This is a genomic window from Winogradskyella sp. UBA3174 (genome assembly GCF_002364335.1).
Taxonomy (GTDB): Bacteria; Bacteroidota; Bacteroidia; order Flavobacteriales; family Flavobacteriaceae; genus Winogradskyella.
This window is the reverse complement of sequence record NZ_DEXW01000077.1, coordinates 31,289-48,705: the sequence shown is the minus strand read 5'-3', so window position 1 is coordinate 48,705 and position 17,417 is coordinate 31,289. Positions and strand designations below refer to the sequence as shown.

Annotated in this window: 19 protein-coding genes; 12 read left to right on the top strand and 7 right to left on the bottom strand. The window is 31.5% G+C overall.

The window, feature by feature from the left end; translation table 11 throughout:
• The first annotated feature begins 64 nt into the window (after positions 1–64).
• The 8 genes from hisG (at position 65) to hisIE (ending at position 7,401) form a co-directional block, all read left to right on the top strand.
• Positions 65–922, top strand: a complete 858-nt coding sequence (gene hisG, locus B2U95_RS14695; RefSeq protein ID WP_296317456.1) for an ATP phosphoribosyltransferase — start codon at positions 65–67, stop codon at positions 920–922.
• A gap of 2 nt (positions 923–924) precedes the next feature.
• A complete protein-coding gene (hisD, locus tag B2U95_RS14690; RefSeq protein ID WP_296317455.1) occupies positions 925–2,205 on the top strand; it encodes a histidinol dehydrogenase in 1,281 nt (426 codons plus the stop codon).
• A gap of 2 nt (positions 2,206–2,207) precedes the next feature.
• Positions 2,208–3,242: a histidinol-phosphate transaminase gene (gene hisC / locus B2U95_RS14685; protein ID WP_296317453.1), complete on the top strand. Its 1,035-nt coding sequence runs from the start codon at positions 2,208–2,210 to the stop codon at positions 3,240–3,242.
• A 117-nt stretch (positions 3,243–3,359) separates the two neighbouring features.
• Entirely contained in the window at positions 3,360–4,493 is a 1,134-nt protein-coding gene (hisB, locus tag B2U95_RS14680) for a bifunctional histidinol-phosphatase/imidazoleglycerol-phosphate dehydratase HisB (RefSeq protein WP_296317451.1), read from the top strand.
• Positions 4,493–5,074: an imidazole glycerol phosphate synthase subunit HisH gene (hisH, locus tag B2U95_RS14675; protein WP_296317450.1), complete on the top strand. Its 582-nt coding sequence runs from the start codon at positions 4,493–4,495 to the stop codon at positions 5,072–5,074. The genes hisB and hisH overlap by 1 nt, the downstream gene beginning before the upstream one ends.
• Before the next feature lie 30 nt (positions 5,075–5,104).
• Positions 5,105–5,839 carry a 1-(5-phosphoribosyl)-5-[(5-phosphoribosylamino)methylideneamino]imidazole-4-carboxamide isomerase gene (gene hisA, locus B2U95_RS14670; protein WP_296317448.1) on the top strand — a complete coding sequence of 245 codons (735 nt, stop codon included), beginning with the start codon at positions 5,105–5,107 and terminating at the stop codon, positions 5,837–5,839.
• A 115-nt stretch (positions 5,840–5,954) separates the two neighbouring features.
• A complete protein-coding gene (gene hisF, locus B2U95_RS14665; protein ID WP_296317447.1) occupies positions 5,955–6,710 on the top strand; it encodes an imidazole glycerol phosphate synthase subunit HisF in 756 nt (251 codons plus the stop codon).
• A gap of 73 nt (positions 6,711–6,783) precedes the next feature.
• Complete coding sequence (hisIE, locus tag B2U95_RS14660; protein WP_296317444.1) at positions 6,784–7,401, top strand: bifunctional phosphoribosyl-AMP cyclohydrolase/phosphoribosyl-ATP diphosphatase HisIE; 618 nt, start codon at positions 6,784–6,786, stop codon at positions 7,399–7,401.
• 93 nt (positions 7,402–7,494) lie between these two features.
• On the opposite strand, the gene B2U95_RS14655 is transcribed toward hisIE, so the two are convergent.
• Both B2U95_RS14655 and B2U95_RS14650 read right to left on the bottom strand, forming a co-directional pair.
• Positions 7,495–8,721: a S41 family peptidase gene (locus B2U95_RS14655; protein WP_296317442.1), complete on the bottom strand. Its 1,227-nt coding sequence runs from the start codon at positions 8,719–8,721 to the stop codon at positions 7,495–7,497.
• Positions 8,722–8,817: 96 nt separating this feature from the next.
• Positions 8,818–9,615, bottom strand: a complete 798-nt coding sequence (locus B2U95_RS14650; RefSeq protein ID WP_296317441.1) for a LytTR family DNA-binding domain-containing protein — start codon at positions 9,613–9,615, stop codon at positions 8,818–8,820.
• 70 nt (positions 9,616–9,685) lie between these two features.
• Between B2U95_RS14650 and B2U95_RS14645 the strand changes: the two genes are divergently transcribed.
• On the top strand, positions 9,686–10,471 hold the full coding sequence (locus B2U95_RS14645) for a tRNA pseudouridine synthase A (protein ID WP_296317439.1): 786 nt from the start codon (positions 9,686–9,688) through the stop codon (positions 10,469–10,471).
• 57 nt (positions 10,472–10,528) lie between these two features.
• Here B2U95_RS14645 and B2U95_RS14640 read toward each other — a convergent pair whose 3' ends face one another.
• Both B2U95_RS14640 and B2U95_RS14635 read right to left on the bottom strand, forming a co-directional pair.
• On the bottom strand, positions 10,529–10,954 hold the full coding sequence (locus B2U95_RS14640) for a hypothetical protein (protein ID WP_296317437.1): 426 nt from the start codon (positions 10,952–10,954) through the stop codon (positions 10,529–10,531).
• A 160-nt stretch (positions 10,955–11,114) separates the two neighbouring features.
• Entirely contained in the window at positions 11,115–11,336 is a 222-nt protein-coding gene (locus B2U95_RS14635; RefSeq protein WP_296317435.1) for a hypothetical protein, read from the bottom strand.
• A 270-nt stretch (positions 11,337–11,606) separates the two neighbouring features.
• On the opposite strand from B2U95_RS14635, the gene B2U95_RS14630 reads away from it, so the two are divergent.
• Positions 11,607–12,284, top strand: a complete 678-nt coding sequence (locus tag B2U95_RS14630) for a DUF2461 domain-containing protein (protein ID WP_296317433.1) — start codon at positions 11,607–11,609, stop codon at positions 12,282–12,284.
• Here the strand turns inward: B2U95_RS14630 and B2U95_RS14625 are convergent.
• A complete protein-coding gene (locus B2U95_RS14625; RefSeq protein WP_296317432.1) occupies positions 12,281–12,697 on the bottom strand; it encodes a glyoxalase in 417 nt (138 codons plus the stop codon). The genes B2U95_RS14630 and B2U95_RS14625 overlap by 4 nt on opposite strands.
• Before the next feature lie 196 nt (positions 12,698–12,893).
• On the opposite strand from B2U95_RS14625, the gene B2U95_RS14620 reads away from it, so the two are divergent.
• Positions 12,894–13,286, top strand: a complete 393-nt coding sequence (locus tag B2U95_RS14620; protein WP_296317430.1) for an acyl-CoA thioesterase — start codon at positions 12,894–12,896, stop codon at positions 13,284–13,286.
• On the opposite strand, the gene B2U95_RS14615 is transcribed toward B2U95_RS14620, so the two are convergent.
• Together B2U95_RS14615 and B2U95_RS14610 are read right to left on the bottom strand one after the other, a co-directional pair.
• Positions 13,283–14,521 (bottom strand): mechanosensitive ion channel family protein, encoded by a 1,239-nt coding sequence (locus B2U95_RS14615; protein WP_296317428.1) that lies wholly within the window; start codon positions 14,519–14,521, stop codon positions 13,283–13,285. The two genes, B2U95_RS14620 and B2U95_RS14615, sit on opposite strands and share 4 nt — an antisense overlap.
• On the bottom strand, positions 14,514–14,807 hold the full coding sequence (locus B2U95_RS14610) for a DUF3817 domain-containing protein (protein ID WP_296317427.1): 294 nt from the start codon (positions 14,805–14,807) through the stop codon (positions 14,514–14,516). The genes B2U95_RS14615 and B2U95_RS14610 overlap by 8 nt, the downstream gene beginning before the upstream one ends.
• Positions 14,808–14,942: 135 nt before the next feature.
• Here B2U95_RS14610 and B2U95_RS14605 point away from each other — a divergent pair, with 135 nt between their 5' ends.
• On the top strand, positions 14,943–17,417 hold the full coding sequence (locus B2U95_RS14605) for a zinc-dependent metalloprotease (protein WP_296317425.1): 2,475 nt from the start codon (positions 14,943–14,945) through the stop codon (positions 17,415–17,417).

The following is a 17,417-nucleotide window of genomic DNA, read 5'->3' as shown; positions in this document are numbered from 1 at the left end:
AATTCAGATGGGTTTTTTGTTTGAAAAAACCATTTCGTTTTGTCAAACTATTCAAAAACAAAACATGAATAAAATTAAAATTGCTGTACAAAAATCGGGTCGTCTTAACGAGGATTCTATGAAAATCTTAAAGGAAATTGGTATTTCAGTAGAAAATGGTAAAGATCAACTAAAAGCTTCGGCACGTAATTTCCCATTAGAAGTGTTTTACTTAAGAAATGGTGATATTCCTCAATATTTAAGAGATGGTGTTGTAGATGCTGCTATAATTGGTGAAAATGTACTGATCGAAAAAGGTGGTGATCTGACAATTGTAGAACGCCTTGGCTTTTCTAAATGCAAAGTATCTATTGCTGTACCAAAGTCCTCTAAGGCTAAAAGCTTAAAAGATCTAGCAGGAAAACGAATTGCAACGTCCTATCCAAATACGGTCAATCAATTTTTAGAAAAATCAAGTATCAAAGCGAACCTTCATATTATTAATGGTTCTGTTGAGATTGCACCAAACATTGGTTTAGCAGACGGTATTTGTGATATTGTTTCTAGTGGTAGTACTTTGTTTAAGAATGGCTTAAAAGAAATTGAAGTTCTTTTAAAGTCGGAAGCTGTTTTAGCAACGTCACCAAAAATTTCAAAAGAGAATCAGGAACTCATTAATACATTACAATTTAGGCTTAAATCTGTATTGAGAGGACGAGAGAATAAATATGTTTTATTAAATGCGCCAAATGATAAATTGGAAACCATTGTTAACATACTTCCAGGTATGAATAGTCCAACCATTTTGCCATTAGCAAAAGACGGTTGGAGTTCATTACACTCTGTGATTAATAAAAATGATTTTTGGAATGTTATAGACGAACTAAAGGCTAATGGAGCAGAAGGTATACTAGTTTGCCCTATTGAGAATATGGTATTATAATTATGAGACTGATAGAAAACCCTAAAAGAGAAGATTGGTTAGAGCTTTTAAAAAGACCAACACAATCTTTAGAAGCTATTGAAGCTACAGTGAACGAAGTTTTTGCTGAAGTCTCAAGTAATGGTGATAAAGCTATTGCGAAATACACATCTAAATTTGATGCTGTACTCTTAGAATCAAATAGTGTCAGTGTTGCAGAAATTGAAATGGCTTCAAAAGCTGTTTCTAAAGAATTAAAGGAAGCGATTCAACTAGCTAAATTAAATATTGAAAAATTCCATTTCGCACAGAAAACAAATAAAGTTTATGTGCAAACCATGGAAGGTGTAGAATGTTGGCAAGAAAAGCGACCGATTCAAAAAGTAGGTTTATATATTCCTGGTGGAACAGCACCTTTATTTTCAACGGTTTTAATGCTAGCAGTTCCAGCACAAATAGCAGGCTGTAAGGATATAGTCTTATGTTCACCACCAAATAAAAAAGGTGAAATAGCGAATGAAATTCTCTATGCTGCTGAACTATGTGGTGTAACTAAAATCATCAAAGTTGGTGGCATACAGGCTATCGCAGGCTTAACATTTGGGACTGAATCTATTCCGCAAGTATATAAGATTTTTGGTCCAGGAAATCAGTTTGTAACGGTTGCAAAACAAATTGCAACTAAGTATGGTGTTGCTATAGATATGCCTGCTGGCCCTAGTGAATTGTTAATTATGGCAGACGAATCTGCTAATGCAGCTTATGTTGCTTCAGATTTATTAAGTCAGGCAGAACACGGTTCAGACAGTCAAGTTATTTTAGTAACAACATCTAAATCATTTGCAGAAGCAGTGAGTTTAGAAGTTAAAAACCAGTTAGAGGCTTTGCCTAGAAAAGAATTAGCCAAGAATGCCATCGCTAATTCAAAATCTATTCTTGTTTCAAATTTTGAAACAGCTTTAGAGTTAATAGATACTTATGGCCCAGAACACTTTATTGTAGCGACAGAAAATGATGATTATTTTGTTGAGAATATAGGCAATGCAGGTTCTGTATTTATTGGTAACTATACTCCCGAAAGTGCAGGTGACTATGCTTCTGGTACAAACCACACATTACCAACTAATGGGTTTTCAAAAGCGTATTCTGGTGTTAACCTAGATAGCTTTCAAAAAAGCATGACGTTTCAGAAGATATCTAAGCAAGGCATTCAAAATATAGGAAATGCTATTGAGTTAATGGCTGAAGCCGAAGGTTTACAAGCACATAAAAATGCAGTAACTTTAAGATTAAAAGACCTATAAACATGAATATAGATAGCCTTTTACGAGATAATATACGTAACCTTAAAGCATATTCTTCTGCTAGAGATGAATACGAATCTGTTAGTCATGACATGGTTTTTATTGATGCCAACGAGAATCCTTTTGAAACTGATGTTAATCGCTATCCAGACCCACAACAAACAAGGGTTAAAGCGTGCTTATCTGAATTAAAAGGTATTCCTGCAAGTCAAATCCTATTAGGAAACGGTAGTGATGAAGTTTTGGACCTCGTTTTTAGAGCTTTCTGTGAACCAAATCAAGACAATGTAATTGTATTACCACCAACATATGGTATGTATGCCGTTTTGGCTAATTTAAATGCTATAGAAATAAAAGAAGTCCAACTTAATTCTGATTTCGAACCCAATGTTGAACGTATTCTAGAGCACCAAAACAGTAATTCAAAACTGTTATTTATTTGTTCACCCAATAACCCAACAGCTAATAGTTTTAAAGCTAAAGCTATTGAAACTTTAATAAAGGGTTTTAAAGGTATTGTTTTGGTTGATGAAGCTTATATCGATTTTTCAAATCAAGACAGTTGGCTAAGTCGGCTAAATGAATTTCCAAATCTCGTAGTTACACAAACATTATCAAAAGCATACGGTTTAGCAGGTATTCGCTTAGGAGTTTGTTATGCTTCACTAGAAATTATATCAGTTTTAAATAAAATAAAGCCACCTTATAATGTTAACGAGTTAACACAAATAAAAGCCTTAGAGCGCTTAACTAATATAGAAGTTATAAAGCACGAAGTGAAGATTATTTTGAGTGAAAGACAAAAATTAGTAGACGCTTTAGAAGCTATTGAGTTGGTCGTGACTATTTATCCATCTGATGCTAATTTTTTATTAGTAAAAGTTGATGACGCTAATAAACGCTATAATCAATTAGTAGAAAAAGGAATAGTATCGAGAAATAGAACTAATCAAGCTTTATGTAAAAATTGCCTAAGATTTACAGTAGGTTCTGCAAAAGAAAATAATAAGTTAATACAAACTTTAAAAGAATTATAAACTATAACGTCACATCGAGTGAATTTTTATTTTAAAAAATTTATAACGAGATGCTTTAAGTTCTCGATACAATTTCCTTTAATGGAAAACCACTCGAACTGACGAAATACTATTAATATGAAGCCAGTACTATTCATTGACAGAGACGGAACTTTGATAAGAGAACCAGCAGACGAACAAATAGATGCGTTTGATAAGTTAGATTTCTATCCAAAAGTATTTCAATATCTGAGTAAAATTGCTAGGGAACTAAATTTTGAAATCGTTTTGATAACCAATCAAGACGGTTTAGGGACAGAAGTGTATCCTGAAGAAACATTTTGGCCGATTCATAATTTCGTTTTAAAAACATTTGAACAAGAAGGTGTTGTTTTTAAAGAACAATTTATAGATAGAACTTTTGCAAAAGACAATGCACCGACTAGAAAACCGAATACAGGTTTACTCACTAAATATTTTACAGAAGATTATGATTTATCCAATTCCTTCGTAATTGGTGATCGCTTAACAGATATTGAGTTAGCTAAAAACTTAGGTGCTAAAGGTATTTTTATAAACGATAATACTAATTTAGGAACTGACGAAATTACAATTAGCAATTCTGAAATTGAAGATTGCATTGCATTAGAAACTAACGATTGGGAAGTTATTTATAGATTTCTTAAAACTACTGAACGTATTGGCAGGATTGAGCGTAATACAAATGAAACTAAAATTAAGATTGACCTAGATCTAGATGGCATAGGAAAAAGCAATATTAATACAGGCATTGCATTCTTTGACCATATGTTAGATCAAATTGCTAGACACGGACAAATGGATCTTAATATTAAAGTAGATGGTGATTTAGAAGTAGATGAGCACCATACTATTGAAGATACAGCAATAGCGTTAGGTGAAGTATTTGCAATGACTTTAGGAAATAAGTTAGGTATAGAGCGTTATGGCTTCTGCTTACCAATGGACGATTGCTTAGCACAAGTCGCTATTGATTTTGGTGGAAGAAATTGGCTCGTTTGGGACGCTGATTTTAAGCGAGAAATGATTGGTAAAATGCCAACAGAAATGTTTTATCACTTCTTTAAATCGTTTACAGATGGTGCAAAATGCAATCTTAATATTAAAGTAGAGGGCGATAATGAACATCACAAGATAGAGGCTATTTTTAAAGCTTTTGCAAAAGCAATTAAAATGGCTGTAAAACAAGATGTTGAGAAAATGATTTTGCCATCAACAAAAGGGATGCTTTAATGAAACTAACAATAGTAAATTACGGAGCAGGAAACATTAAAAGTATTCAATTTGCTTTTCAACGCTTAGGTTACGAGGCTATTTTAACAGATGATACAGAAGAAATTATAAATTCAGATAAAGTAATTTTCCCTGGTGTTGGTGAAGCAAGTTCAGCAATGCTCAAACTAAAACAAACAGGATTAGATAAATTGATACCACAATTAACACAACCTGTATTAGGAATTTGTTTAGGTATGCAATTAATGTGCAACCATACAGAAGAAGGAAACACTCAAGGTTTAGGGATTTTTGACGTAAATGTGAAGCGTTTTTCAAACAAGGTTAAAGTACCTCATATGGGATGGAATACTATCACTAATTTAAAATCTGATTTATTTAAAGGGATAAAAGAAAATGAATACATGTACCTTGTGCACAGTTATTATGCCGAACAATGTAGTGAAGCGATTGCTAGTTCAAATTATGAATTAGAATACACGTCAGCCATAGAAAACAGGAATTTCTTTGGTGTACAATTTCATCCTGAAAAGAGTAGTAAAGCAGGTGAACAAATTTTAAAGAATTTTATAGAATTATAAAAGTCTTTAGCTAAAAGTCAAAATCAAAAAATGAGAATAATACCAGCCATAGATATTATAGACGGAAAATGTGTTCGTCTTACAAAAGGAGACTATGATACAAAAAAAATATATAACGAAAACCCGTTAGAGGTTGCAAAAGAGTTTGAAGCTTCAGGTATTGAATATCTACATTTAGTAGATTTAGATGGAGCAAAAGCAAGGCAAATCGTCAATTATAAAGTTTTAGAACTCCTTGCGTCTAAGACCAATTTAAAAATTGATTTTGGAGGTGGTTTAAAATCTAATGAAGATTTGAATATTGCTTTTAATTGTGGAGCAAGACAAATAACAGGTGGAAGTATTGCAGTAAACGATAGAGAAACTTTTGAAGGATGGCTCTCTAAATATGGTGCACAAAAAATTATTTTAGGAGCAGATAGTAATGATGGTAAAATAGCGATTAACGGTTGGCAAGATAATAGTAAAGAAGAAGTTATTTCATTTATAAAAGACTATCAAAGGAAACGTATTAAGTATGTGATCTGTACAGATATTTCAAAAGATGGTATGCTAGAAGGCCCATCAATTGAATTGTATAAGTCCATAATAGAAGAATGTAGTAACAGTAGTGGTGCGCAATCCATAAAACTTATTGCTTCTGGTGGAGTTGCTGGAATTAGTGATTTAGAAGATTTAGAAGCTATTGGTTGTGAAGGTGTTATTATAGGAAAAGCGATTTACGAAAACAGAATTAGTTTACATGAATTAGAACGATTTATTTAACTAATCCGTCACTTCGACTGATTCTGAGGGTTAAGAATCATATAGAGAAGTCAATTAAGGTTCTCGATACAATTCTATTAAAATCACATCACTCGGACTTGCGAAATAAGAATTTATGTTAACAAAAAGAATCATCCCATGTTTAGACATTAAAAACGGTAGAACCGTAAAGGGTGTCAACTTTGTGGATTTAAGAGATGCTGGTGATCCTGTAACTTTAGCGAAGCAATATGCAGAATTAGGTGCAGACGAGCTTGTTTTTTTAGATATTTCAGCAACTTTAGAGAATCGTAAAACTATGCATGATATGGTGTTGCATGTTGCAGAACAAGTCAATATTCCATTTACAGTTGGTGGAGGTATTTCTTCTGTCGAAGATGTTGATGTGCTTTTGAAATGCGGAGCAGATAAAATATCTATAAACTCTTCAGCAGTGAAGCGACCAGAATTAATAAATGAGTTATCAGATAAATTTGGAAGTCAATGTGTCGTAGTTGCTATTGATGCTAAGAAAATTGAAAGTGAGTGGATGGTATATTTAGCTGGTGGTACAATTTTAACAGAATTGAATTTATTTGATTGGGCTAAAGAAGTTGAAGAACGTGGTGCTGGTGAAATATTATTCACGTCGATGAATCACGATGGTACAAAGGCAGGTTTTGCAAATGAAGCTTTAGCAAAATTGACGCAGTTAGTAAATATTCCGATTATAGCATCAGGAGGCGCAGGTACTATGCAACATTTTGTTGATACGTTTAAAGATGGTAAAGCAGATGCAGCATTAGCGGCAAGTGTATTTCATTTTGGAGAAATATCAATTTTAGAATTAAAAGAAGAGTTAAAAAAAAATAGTATTACGGTAAGGCTTTAGTTTTACTATCATCCCTAAGTAGGTGGGAACCAAAAATATTATAATTTTAAAGTAGATTCCTGTATTTGTAGGAATGACTAAAAAACAAAAAATGAACGTAGATTTTAATAAAAATCCAGATGGACTGGTACCAGCTATCATTCAAGATATCACAACCAACAAAATTTTAATGTTGGGTTATATGAATGATAAAGCCCTTCAAAAAACAATAGACTCCAAATTAGTAACTTTTTTTAGCAGAACAAAACAACGTCTTTGGACAAAAGGCGAAGACAGTGGTAATGTTCTAAATCTTGTAGATATAAAATTAGACTGTGATAGTGATTCACTTTTAATTAAAGTTAACCCAAAAGGTCCAACATGTCATAAGGGGTCTGATACCTGCTGGAATGAAACTAATGAGCCATCTTACGGTTTTATTTCTAATCTTGAAAACACTATCGAATCACGAATAAAAGCAGGGGATTCAGAAAAGTCTTATGTTGCTTCTTTATTTGCAAAAGGCATTAATAAGATCGCTCAAAAAGTAGGAGAGGAAGCTGTAGAAGTTGTTATTGAAGCAAAAGACAATAATGATGAGTTATTCTTAGATGAAAGCGCAGATTTATTATTTCATTATTTAATGTTACTTCAGGCCAAGGGTTTTAAAATAAATGATGTTGTTGATGTATTAAAACGTAGAGAAAAATAAAAACTGCCGCTAAAACCAAATAGCGACAGTTATTCTAATGAAATTTAGAAAGTTTAATCGTGCATTAGAACCACGTAAACTCTTTATACTATTTTATTTATGATCTGCTTTAATGATTTCTAAGGTTTGTTCCATCCAATCGCTATTAAAATCTAAAGCAATTTCTGGAGTAACACCTTTTCCTTCATATGCAATATATTTATGATAGTTCATATCTGTTGGTGTAATTCTAAAATGACTTGAAGGTGTGTTGTAGCTGTTTCCATAATTTAGACCGTAAGCAATAACACCAAAAGTTGTTTGTCCTATGTGCTTAGCATTTTTGTTTTTCAATAGTTTTAGTGTGAATTGTTCTCCATTACTTCCTGTAAAACAATTGGTGATTACATAAACGTTTTTATCCTTTAATAACTTAAGAAATACATCTGAGAATTTCTTATTTCCGCCGCTGTTACTTCTCAAATCAACAATCACATTCTTTGCTGTTATTTTATTTTTTGTGTCATCAAAAAATTTAACTAATTCCTTTTTCTTACCGTTGCTAAAGGTTTTAAAATATAAATACTGTGTATCATTGTTTATTTGCTTAAATACTGTGATATTATCACCGTTATCTACAAATTCAAAATTATTTTTATTCGTTACTTTTTTATAATGCCAAATACGACCGTTTTCAAAAGAAAAGCTTTTTCTTAAACCTGGCGTTCTTGTAGTAACATTATAATAATAAACATTGTATTTATTACTACTTGTATGGTTAGCATAAAATCTAATTTCACCAATTTTCCAATGGTTGCTGTTGGTTTCTAATAAAACACCAACTAAATCTTTTTTATTGTCAGCGTAATATATTCCAATGGTTTCATCATTTCGGTTATTGTATATACCTTCTAAATCTTCTGAACTTTTTTCTGTTAGTTCCTCTTTTAATTCTGAAATATTACGATTAGTGTTAGGGTGATTTTTAAATAGATTTGAAGATTTGAATCCAGACAGTTCAACTTCATTTTTTAGAGTTGTTTCAGATAAAAATTCTGTATTAACTTGAAGCGATGCATGTGCATCATTTACTAATAGCATTTGTTCTAAGAGTAATTTATAACAGTCTTCAATTAAGATTGGTTTAGACATTTTAGACGATAACCTCAAATAGGTTTCAGAAAACAAATCACCTTTAATTTGCTTTTTATAGGAAGGCATTTTTTTGATTTTTTTAACTACAAAATCTAAATCTGTTTTGCAATCACAAGTTTCAGATTGCGCGAATATTGAAATGGTTCCGAATAAAAAAGTAATAATAAATACCTGTAGATTTTTCATAATTAAATGGTTTTGTGTGATTAAACTTTCTGAAGCAAATATATTTTAGAGAGTTCCATTTATTTCATATTAATACGTGTTTGGGGTAAAACAACCTTAGTTTGTGGTAGAATTAATGGCTGCTTTTATTGCAGACTGATAGGTTTTAGAAACAGGTACTTCTATAGTATGATTTAAAATTATAAAGAGTTTTCCATTTTCTGTTTTCCATTGCTGAAAATGGTATGGGTTAATTAAATAAGAACGATGTACTCTAAGTAATTCCGGGAATTCTTCATCAATAACAGACAACTTATTTCTAATCAATGTTTTCTTCAAACTATTACCAGTAACATAAAACACTTCTATATAATTATCTGAGGATTGAATGCTAATAACCTCATTTAACTGTAAACGTAAACCTTCATAATTACCTTCACCTTTAATTTCAATTTTTTGATCTTCTAATCGTTTTTCATGATACTTTCCAAAAGCGAAACGCGCTATTATAACTATAGGTAAAATAGTAGCAATAGCCGGTATAAAAATTGCTTTAAGCATGTAGCCTAAAGTATAAGGATACGGTTCATCTATCATTATTATATATAAATAATAGGATCTTGCTATGGCTATACTTATTACTGAGAAGCTGAGTAAAAAAATGATTTCACTGAGAAGTGTCCAGTTTTGTTTCTCTTTTTTATATAAATAGTTTTGAATAGGAAGAAATAATAAATAACATAAGCCTGCTAGAAGTCCATAACCAGGCAGATAAATTAGTTTTTCCCTTTCAGGAAATTCACTAACATCTAAGGGCTCAGTAAAATACAAGAATACAAAAACCCAAATAGCTAATAGTAAGCTAATTATAACGTGGTGCTTTAATAATGGATCAAAAGGGTAAAGTCTTTTCAAATTCAATATCTTAAAGCATAAAAATAAGCAATGCTTTTGGAATCTTCAATAAAATAACGTTCTTGCTGTTATGTTTGATAAGCGTTATTATTACTTACTTAAAATTCAATATTTAGGCTATCGTTTTCATGGTTGGCAAAAACAGCCAGATGTTAAGACCGTGCACTTAATGATTGATCGTACACTTAAGTTTATATTAAAAGATGTGCGGTTTAAAACATTAGGTGCAGGTAGAACAGATGCGATGGTATCTGCTAATGAGGCAGCTTTAGAATTATTTATATATAATGAGCCAATATTAGATTTTGAGGCATTCTTAGAACTGTTTAATCATAACTTGCCACAAGACATTAGAGCATTATCAATAAAGGAAGTTGACAAGGAATTTAACGTCATCAAAGATTCTAAACTAAAGGAATACCATTATGTATTTTCTGAAGGTCAAAAAAATCATCCGTTTTGTGCATCAATACTAACAACCATTTTAGAGCCTTTGGATATAGAATTAATGAAGGAAGGGGCTAAGTTATTCACAGGTACCTATAATTTTAAAACTTACTGTTACAAAGCAACACATAAAGGTGAGTATAAAAGAACTATTGAATCTTCTGAGATTATAGGTAATGATTTGTATACAGCAAGTTTCTTTCCAGAAAACTCTTATATATTTAAAGTTATAGGTAAAGGCTTTATGCGTAACCAAATACGCTTAATGTTTGGTTGTTTAATAAAATTAGGTAGAGGAGAGGTAACCTTAGATTTTATAAAAGAAACTTTAAAAGACGATAGCACTGAAGTTATGGATTATATAGCTCCGGCTTCCGGTTTAATTTTACATTCCGTGAATTTTGAATAAAAAAAGCTGCTAGCGTAATTGCTAATACCTTTTTAAAATTGCTTGGTTAGTAATTTTTTATTTAAGCCAGCCCTTTGTTGCTGAGTTTTTTGCAAACCATACGAGTATTATACAAACACTTATTACCATTATTGGCATTACTAGTTGTACAGGTGTCATTTCTACATTCATAAATAAATAAGTATGTTGTACAATTGCGCCAAATGCAGAAATAATAAATAATGGAAAAGCCCATTTTTTTCTGATAAGTAATGAAAGACAACCGAGTGTGCCGCAAAATACTGCTAAGGCAAAAGCAGCAGTATACCAAGCAGGATATTCTGTTATAAACTCGGCTTGTTGCTCTACTGGAAGTGCAGCAATCATTTCGTCAGTTGCAAAGGCTTTACCCAAATAGGCTATGACACCAAGGCCGTTCCATATTAATGCTAAAACGCTTAATATCCAAAACCAAACAGGTAATTTATTAATTGAAGTTATCATAATACAGTTGATTTAATTAGTTAGTAAACAGCATTTTTAATTGCCATTGAATCAACAATTTATAAAAAATTAAATAGACCGTTTTTTTGAGTCAACATATTTAAAACAAAAAAGGGTGAAAATTTATATTTTCACCCTTTGATTTTAATTGTATGTAAAGTTAATCTACTACATGTAATTTTGGCTCTTTGTCAACAAACTTTCCGTTAACAGATTCCCCAAGTATCACTACTTGTTTTGAGCGTTCGTACATTTTTATTGCACGATGCATCTGTAATTTAGTTCCGCTGTAGAGTTTTACACCCGATTTTGAGCCTTTGTTTCGGATCTCAATATAGAAACCGTCCTTTAGTTTTGTTGGTCTTGTTGCTGGTCTACCCATAAAAATAATGTCTGTTTTAAAAGTTGTGCATGATAATAAAAATTATCAAAACTCACAAGTAAAATTTAATAAATTTAATCTTGCTAAGTTACTAGTAATATTATAAATGATTATATACTTAGTAGAGACTAAATTAATACTCTTAATGATGAAATAACTATATGAGATACTTAAACATAAAATAACAATAATTAGTGTTTATTAATTATTAGTTTATAACGCCATAAATTACGATAGCTTTTTTCTATTTTTATACAAACCTTAGAATTTATGTACAACACCATACAAAAAGAAACCTTTACATTCTTCAGTAAACTAGCAAAGAATAATGATAGAGATTGGTTTAACGAACATAAACCAGAGTTTAAAGCTATTGAGACTAAGGTTAAAGCTGCTTATAACTATTTAGGTGAATTAATGAATACACACGATCAGATAGAAAAAGTTAAGATATTCAGAATCTATAGAGATGTAAGATTTTCAAAAAACAAATTACCTTACAAAACACATTTCGGTGGTTCTTTTGCTAGACATAAACCAGAATTAAGAGGAGGTTATTATTTACACATTCAGCCTAATGACGAATCTTTTATTGCAACAGGGTTTTGGAATCCAAGCAAAGAAGATTTATTACGTATTAGAAAAGAGTTTGAAACAGACGCTAGCGAAATACTAGCTATTCTTAATGATAAAACGTTTAAATCTACTTGGGGAAATTTTGTGGGTGATGAGCTTAAGTCTGCACCACGAGGATTTGATAAAGCACACCCTGCAATAGATTTAATTCGTAAAAAACAATTTATTTTCACAAAAAAATACACAGATAAAGAAGTCTTGGCTGAAGATTTTATAAATAATGTTAATACATCATTTAAAAATGTAAGACCATACTTTAATTACATGAGTGATGTACTTACAACAAATATTAATGGGGAGTCTATGCTTTAAACAACTTTTAAAACTTCTGGCTTAGTAAAAAGCTGAATATTACTAACCAAACGTTCTTTTACAATGTTCATTATACGCTTATTTAAAGCTGACGAATTTTGAATATAAAGCGCGTATTCTTCAACCGTAAACTGACCAATAATAATTCCTTTTAAGGAGTTTCTAAACTTCATATCTTTATGAAGCGAATTATCAATATAAGCCAGTTGTTTTGGCAGTGATAATTCGTAAAATGCATTTTTGCGTTTGCTTATATAATTACTAAATACAGCCATAATTAGATCATTCTGCATTTTAATAATTGGTCGAAGGGTTTTATTCTGAAAAAACTCTTCAGAATGCATAGAATCATAAATTTTAGCAGAAATAATAATAGGTCTAATGCTAAGTAGGTCTTCAGATCTTGAGTTCATAACGTCGTTTTAAGATTTATTACATTACTAAATTAGGCATTAAGCATCATTGATTATTTAAGCGTCTAATATCTTGTTAACGCTGTTATTAACAACAGTAATTTTCACATTCAATTTTCTAATACAAATCAATTCTAAAATATTGTATTAAGAGTTATCTTTGACTAACATACTTATAAGCTAATACTAAAAAAACATGAGATTTCATACACGGAAATGGGTTAAGCCCGAAGATTTAAATCCAAATGGCACTTTATTTGGTGGTCAGCTTTTAGCATGGATAGACGAAGAAGCTGCACTTTATACGATTATTCAACTTGAAAATTCTAAAATTGTAACTAAATACATTTCTGAAATTAATTTTATGGCTTCTGCTAGACAGGGAGATATTATTGAGATTGGTATTGGAGTTAAAAAATTTGGCAGGTCATCTATAACAATAAAATGCGAAGTCAGAAATAAAATGACACGCGAAACTATTTTAACTGTAGACAACATTATTATGGTAAATTTAGGTAAAGACGGTAAGCCTTTACCACATGGTAAAACGGAAGTGGAATTTGTTAAAGATCGTTTAGAAGATTCTTAATTCTGTTTCCCTAATGTTAGTTCGTAAATTTCCAAATCAAAATACGTCACAGCTGCTAAAACATGATCGAAAATATCTCCTATAATAAATTCATAGTTTACCCAACGTTGATCCTTACTAAAAGCATAAATTTCCATAGGTATACCTTGTGAAGTAGGTTCTAATTGACGTACCATTAAAGTCATATTTTTATTAATAGCAGAGTGGTTTTCTATATACGTTTGTAGATATTTTCTAAAGACACCAAAGTTGGTTAAATTGATTCCATTGATTAAGACCGATTTGTCAGCACCATTTTTAGTATTGTAATCATTTATTTCTTTCGATTTGGATTCAATATATTTTGAAACTAATTCAATTTTTTTGAGTTTCTCAATATCCGTATCACTTAGAAACTTAATAGTAGAGACTTTTATGATAACTGACCTTTTGATGCGACGACCACCAGAGTCTGCCATACCTCTCCAATTTTTAAACGAATCTGAAATTAAGGCATAGGTTGGAATAGTAGTTATGGTCATATCCCAATTCTGAACTTTTACTGTAGCTAAATTAATTTCTATAACGTCACCATCTGCTCCGTATTTTTCAAAAGTAATCCAATCACCAATACGTACCATATCGTTAATAGATACTTGTATACTAGCGACAAAACCCAGAATGGTATCTTTAAAAATCAATATAATAATAGCAGAAGCAGCACCTAAAGTTCCTACAAAAGTCAGAAATGTAATCCCAGTTAATATGGCAATTGCAGAAAACGACCCAATTAGCCAAGCAAATATCATAAATACTTGTATATAACTATCTATGGGTTTGTCTTTGTAACGCGATAGAGTTTTAAGATAATCTTTAATAGACTTAAGAATACTTCTTATAATGCTAAGTGTTAAAATTATAGCAATAACTTTAAGTGTTTTTTCGATAATAGTTTCTGCGTAACTGAAGTCTGTAAAAACTTGTGGTACAAATTCAATTAAAATTATAAGGGGTACAATATGCGCTACATTTCTTGGTAGTTTATTATCTATTAAGATATCATCAAAATTTGTTTTGGTACGTTTAGCTACTCCTTCTGAGAAACGCCTTAATACACGTTTGGTAATAAAGTCAACGGCAAAAGCTATTATTAATAATATTAATAATAAAGACAACATATTCAGATAACTAGCTGTGTCCTCTGACAAGCCCTTATCTATTAATAGATTGTAAAAATAATGTTTTATGTTAAGCATCTTTTTTAGCTAAAAATTTTTTATCGATATAAAATGTACCAAACGGAATAATAGAAGCTATTAAAACAACAAATAGTGCTTTATTGTTCCATTTCATTGCGCTACTAATCATTATGGCAAACACAATGTAAGCAACAAATAATAAACCATGCGGCATTCCTAAAAGTTTTACATATTGTGGGTCATCAGAAAGGTATTTTATTGGCGTTGCTATAAAAAGCAATAAGATATAAGAGACCCCTTCTAGCAGTGCTAGAAGCCTAAAATATGGTAGTGATTTTGGCATGTCTACAATTTATTTTCGCAAAAATACTCTAGAATTAACTACAATAAGGTCTTTTTAACAGCTTTTAAGAAAAAATTAAAAACTACGATTCTATTAATTATCTTTAGCAAGTCAATAAATAATATTCAACCAATTATGAAGAAAATTTTTATCCTAACCTTTTTTACACTATTTGTTTTCTCTTGTGCTACAGTTAAAAAACAAACAAAGTCAAAAAACAACAAATCAGCAGCAACACAAGAAAAACCTCAACCTCCAAAAAAGAAACTAGCAAAGATAAAAGACTATGATAAAGTAATTACCAAAGATGCAATTACTGATAAAGGCTTGTTTGATGTGCATGCAGTAGGTGAGAAGTATTATTTCGAAATCCCAATGGATCACCTAAACAAAGACATGCTTTTAGTAAGTCGTTTAGCAAAATTACCTACAAATCTAGGAGGAGGTTATGTTAATGCTGGTACAAAAACGAGTACAAGAATGATTAATTGGGAACGTTTTAAAAATAAAATTCTAATTAAAGAAAAATCCTCTAGTGCAATAGCTTCAGACAGCCTCCCAATTAATGTATCCGTTAGGTCTAATAATTACGAGCCTACTTTATATGCTTTTGATATAGCTGCATTTTCTAAAGATTCATCATCAGTAGTTATCGATGTTTCAAGTTTTTATGGTTCTGATGTTAAAGCCATCAGTGGATTACCATCATATATAAGAAGACAATACAAAGTGAGAAACTTAGACAAATCACGAAGTTTTATAAACGGAATGAAAAGTTATCCTGAAAACATAGAAGTCATACAAGACTTTACATTTAATGCAACAGAACCACCAGTAAATACAGGTGATGAGACTATAAGTATTCAAGTTAATCAATCTATGATTTTATTGCCAGAAGTACCAATGCAACCGCGTCATTTTGACGAACGCGTAGGTTGGTTTACACTAAGTCAGTACGATTATGGAAGTAACGAGTTAAAAGCAGATAAAAAAACATATTTAAGACGTTGGAAGTTAATACCAAAAGATATTGAGGCTTACAAACGTGGAGAATTGGTTGAGCCTGTAAAACCAATTGTATATTATTTAGATCCTGCTACACCAATGAAGTTTAGGTCTTATATGAAAGAAGGTATTGAACTTTGGCAAAAAGCATTTGAAGCGGCAGGTTTTAAAAATGCAATTATTGCTAAAGATCCTCCAACAAAAGAAGAAGATCCTGAGTTTAGCCCAGAAGATATTAGATATTCAGTAGTAAGGTATGTAGCCAGTACAACGCGTAATGCAACTGGTCCAAGTGTATCTGACCCAAGAAGTGGGGAGATTATTGAAAGTGATATCATTTGGTATCACAACCATTTACGCTCTTACCGTAACCGATATATGTTAGAAACAGGAGCTGCAAACCCTGCTGCAAGAACATTAAATACACCAGATGAAGAAATCGGTGAGATGATGAAAATGGTAATTGCTCATGAGGTTGGTCATACCTTAGGATTGCCACATAATATGAGCGCAAGTTACGCGTATGATGTAGAGAGTTATAGAAATGGTGATTTTACACAAAAAAATGGTATTGCAGCTACTATAATGGATTATGCACGCTACAACTACATTGCGCAGCCTGGTGATAGTAATATTCGTTTTATAAGACAATTAGGTCCTTATGATAATTATGCGATTAATTATGGTTACAGGTATTTACCAAATGCTAAATCTGCGGATGCTGAAAAAGAAACTTTAAATGGTTGGGTAATGGAGAAATCTGGCGACCCACTTTATAAATTCGGAAAACAAAGTAGCAGATTTGATCCTACATCACAAACAGAAGATATTGGCAACAATAGTATAAAAGCAAGTACTTATGGTTTAAGCAATTTAAAAATAGTTGCTAAAAATTTAACAAGTTGGACCAGCGATAAAACTAATAATTATCAGGATTTAGAAGAATTATATGGAGAAATGCTAGGTGTTTGGAGCAGATATATAGGCCATGTAGTTACTCATGTAGGTGGAGTCGTAGAAGATTCTAAAACACCAGAACAATCTGGTAATGTGTATAATCCAGTTGCGAAATCGTATCAGAAATCTGCTATAAAATGGTTGCATAAAAATGCATTTGAAACTCCAAGCTGGTTATTAGACAAGTCAATTCTTCAAAACATTGATTATGCTGGCTATTCTGAGCGCTTAAGACGTCTACAAAGTCGCCATCTTAATAACCTCTTAAATTTCGAACGATTAGGTAGACTTATAGATCATAATGCAATGGATGCCTCAAATTATTCGGCATTAGAAATGTTACTAGACGTACGCTCAGGCCTATGGAAAGAAACAAAAACAGCATCAAATGTTTCGGTTTTTAGACGTAACTTGCAACGTGTTTATTTAGATAGAATGATCTATTTAATGACCCAAGATTTAGACCCTAGACGTAGTAGACAATATTTTGATGTCAATCAATCTGATGTAAGAGCTTTAGTAAGAGGAGAATTGAATCAGTTAAAACGTGTCTTAGAATCAGCAGCGAGACAATCATTAAATACTGAGACGAAATATCACTACAGAGATTGTATAGAAAGAATTAAAACAACATTAGATCCAAAATAA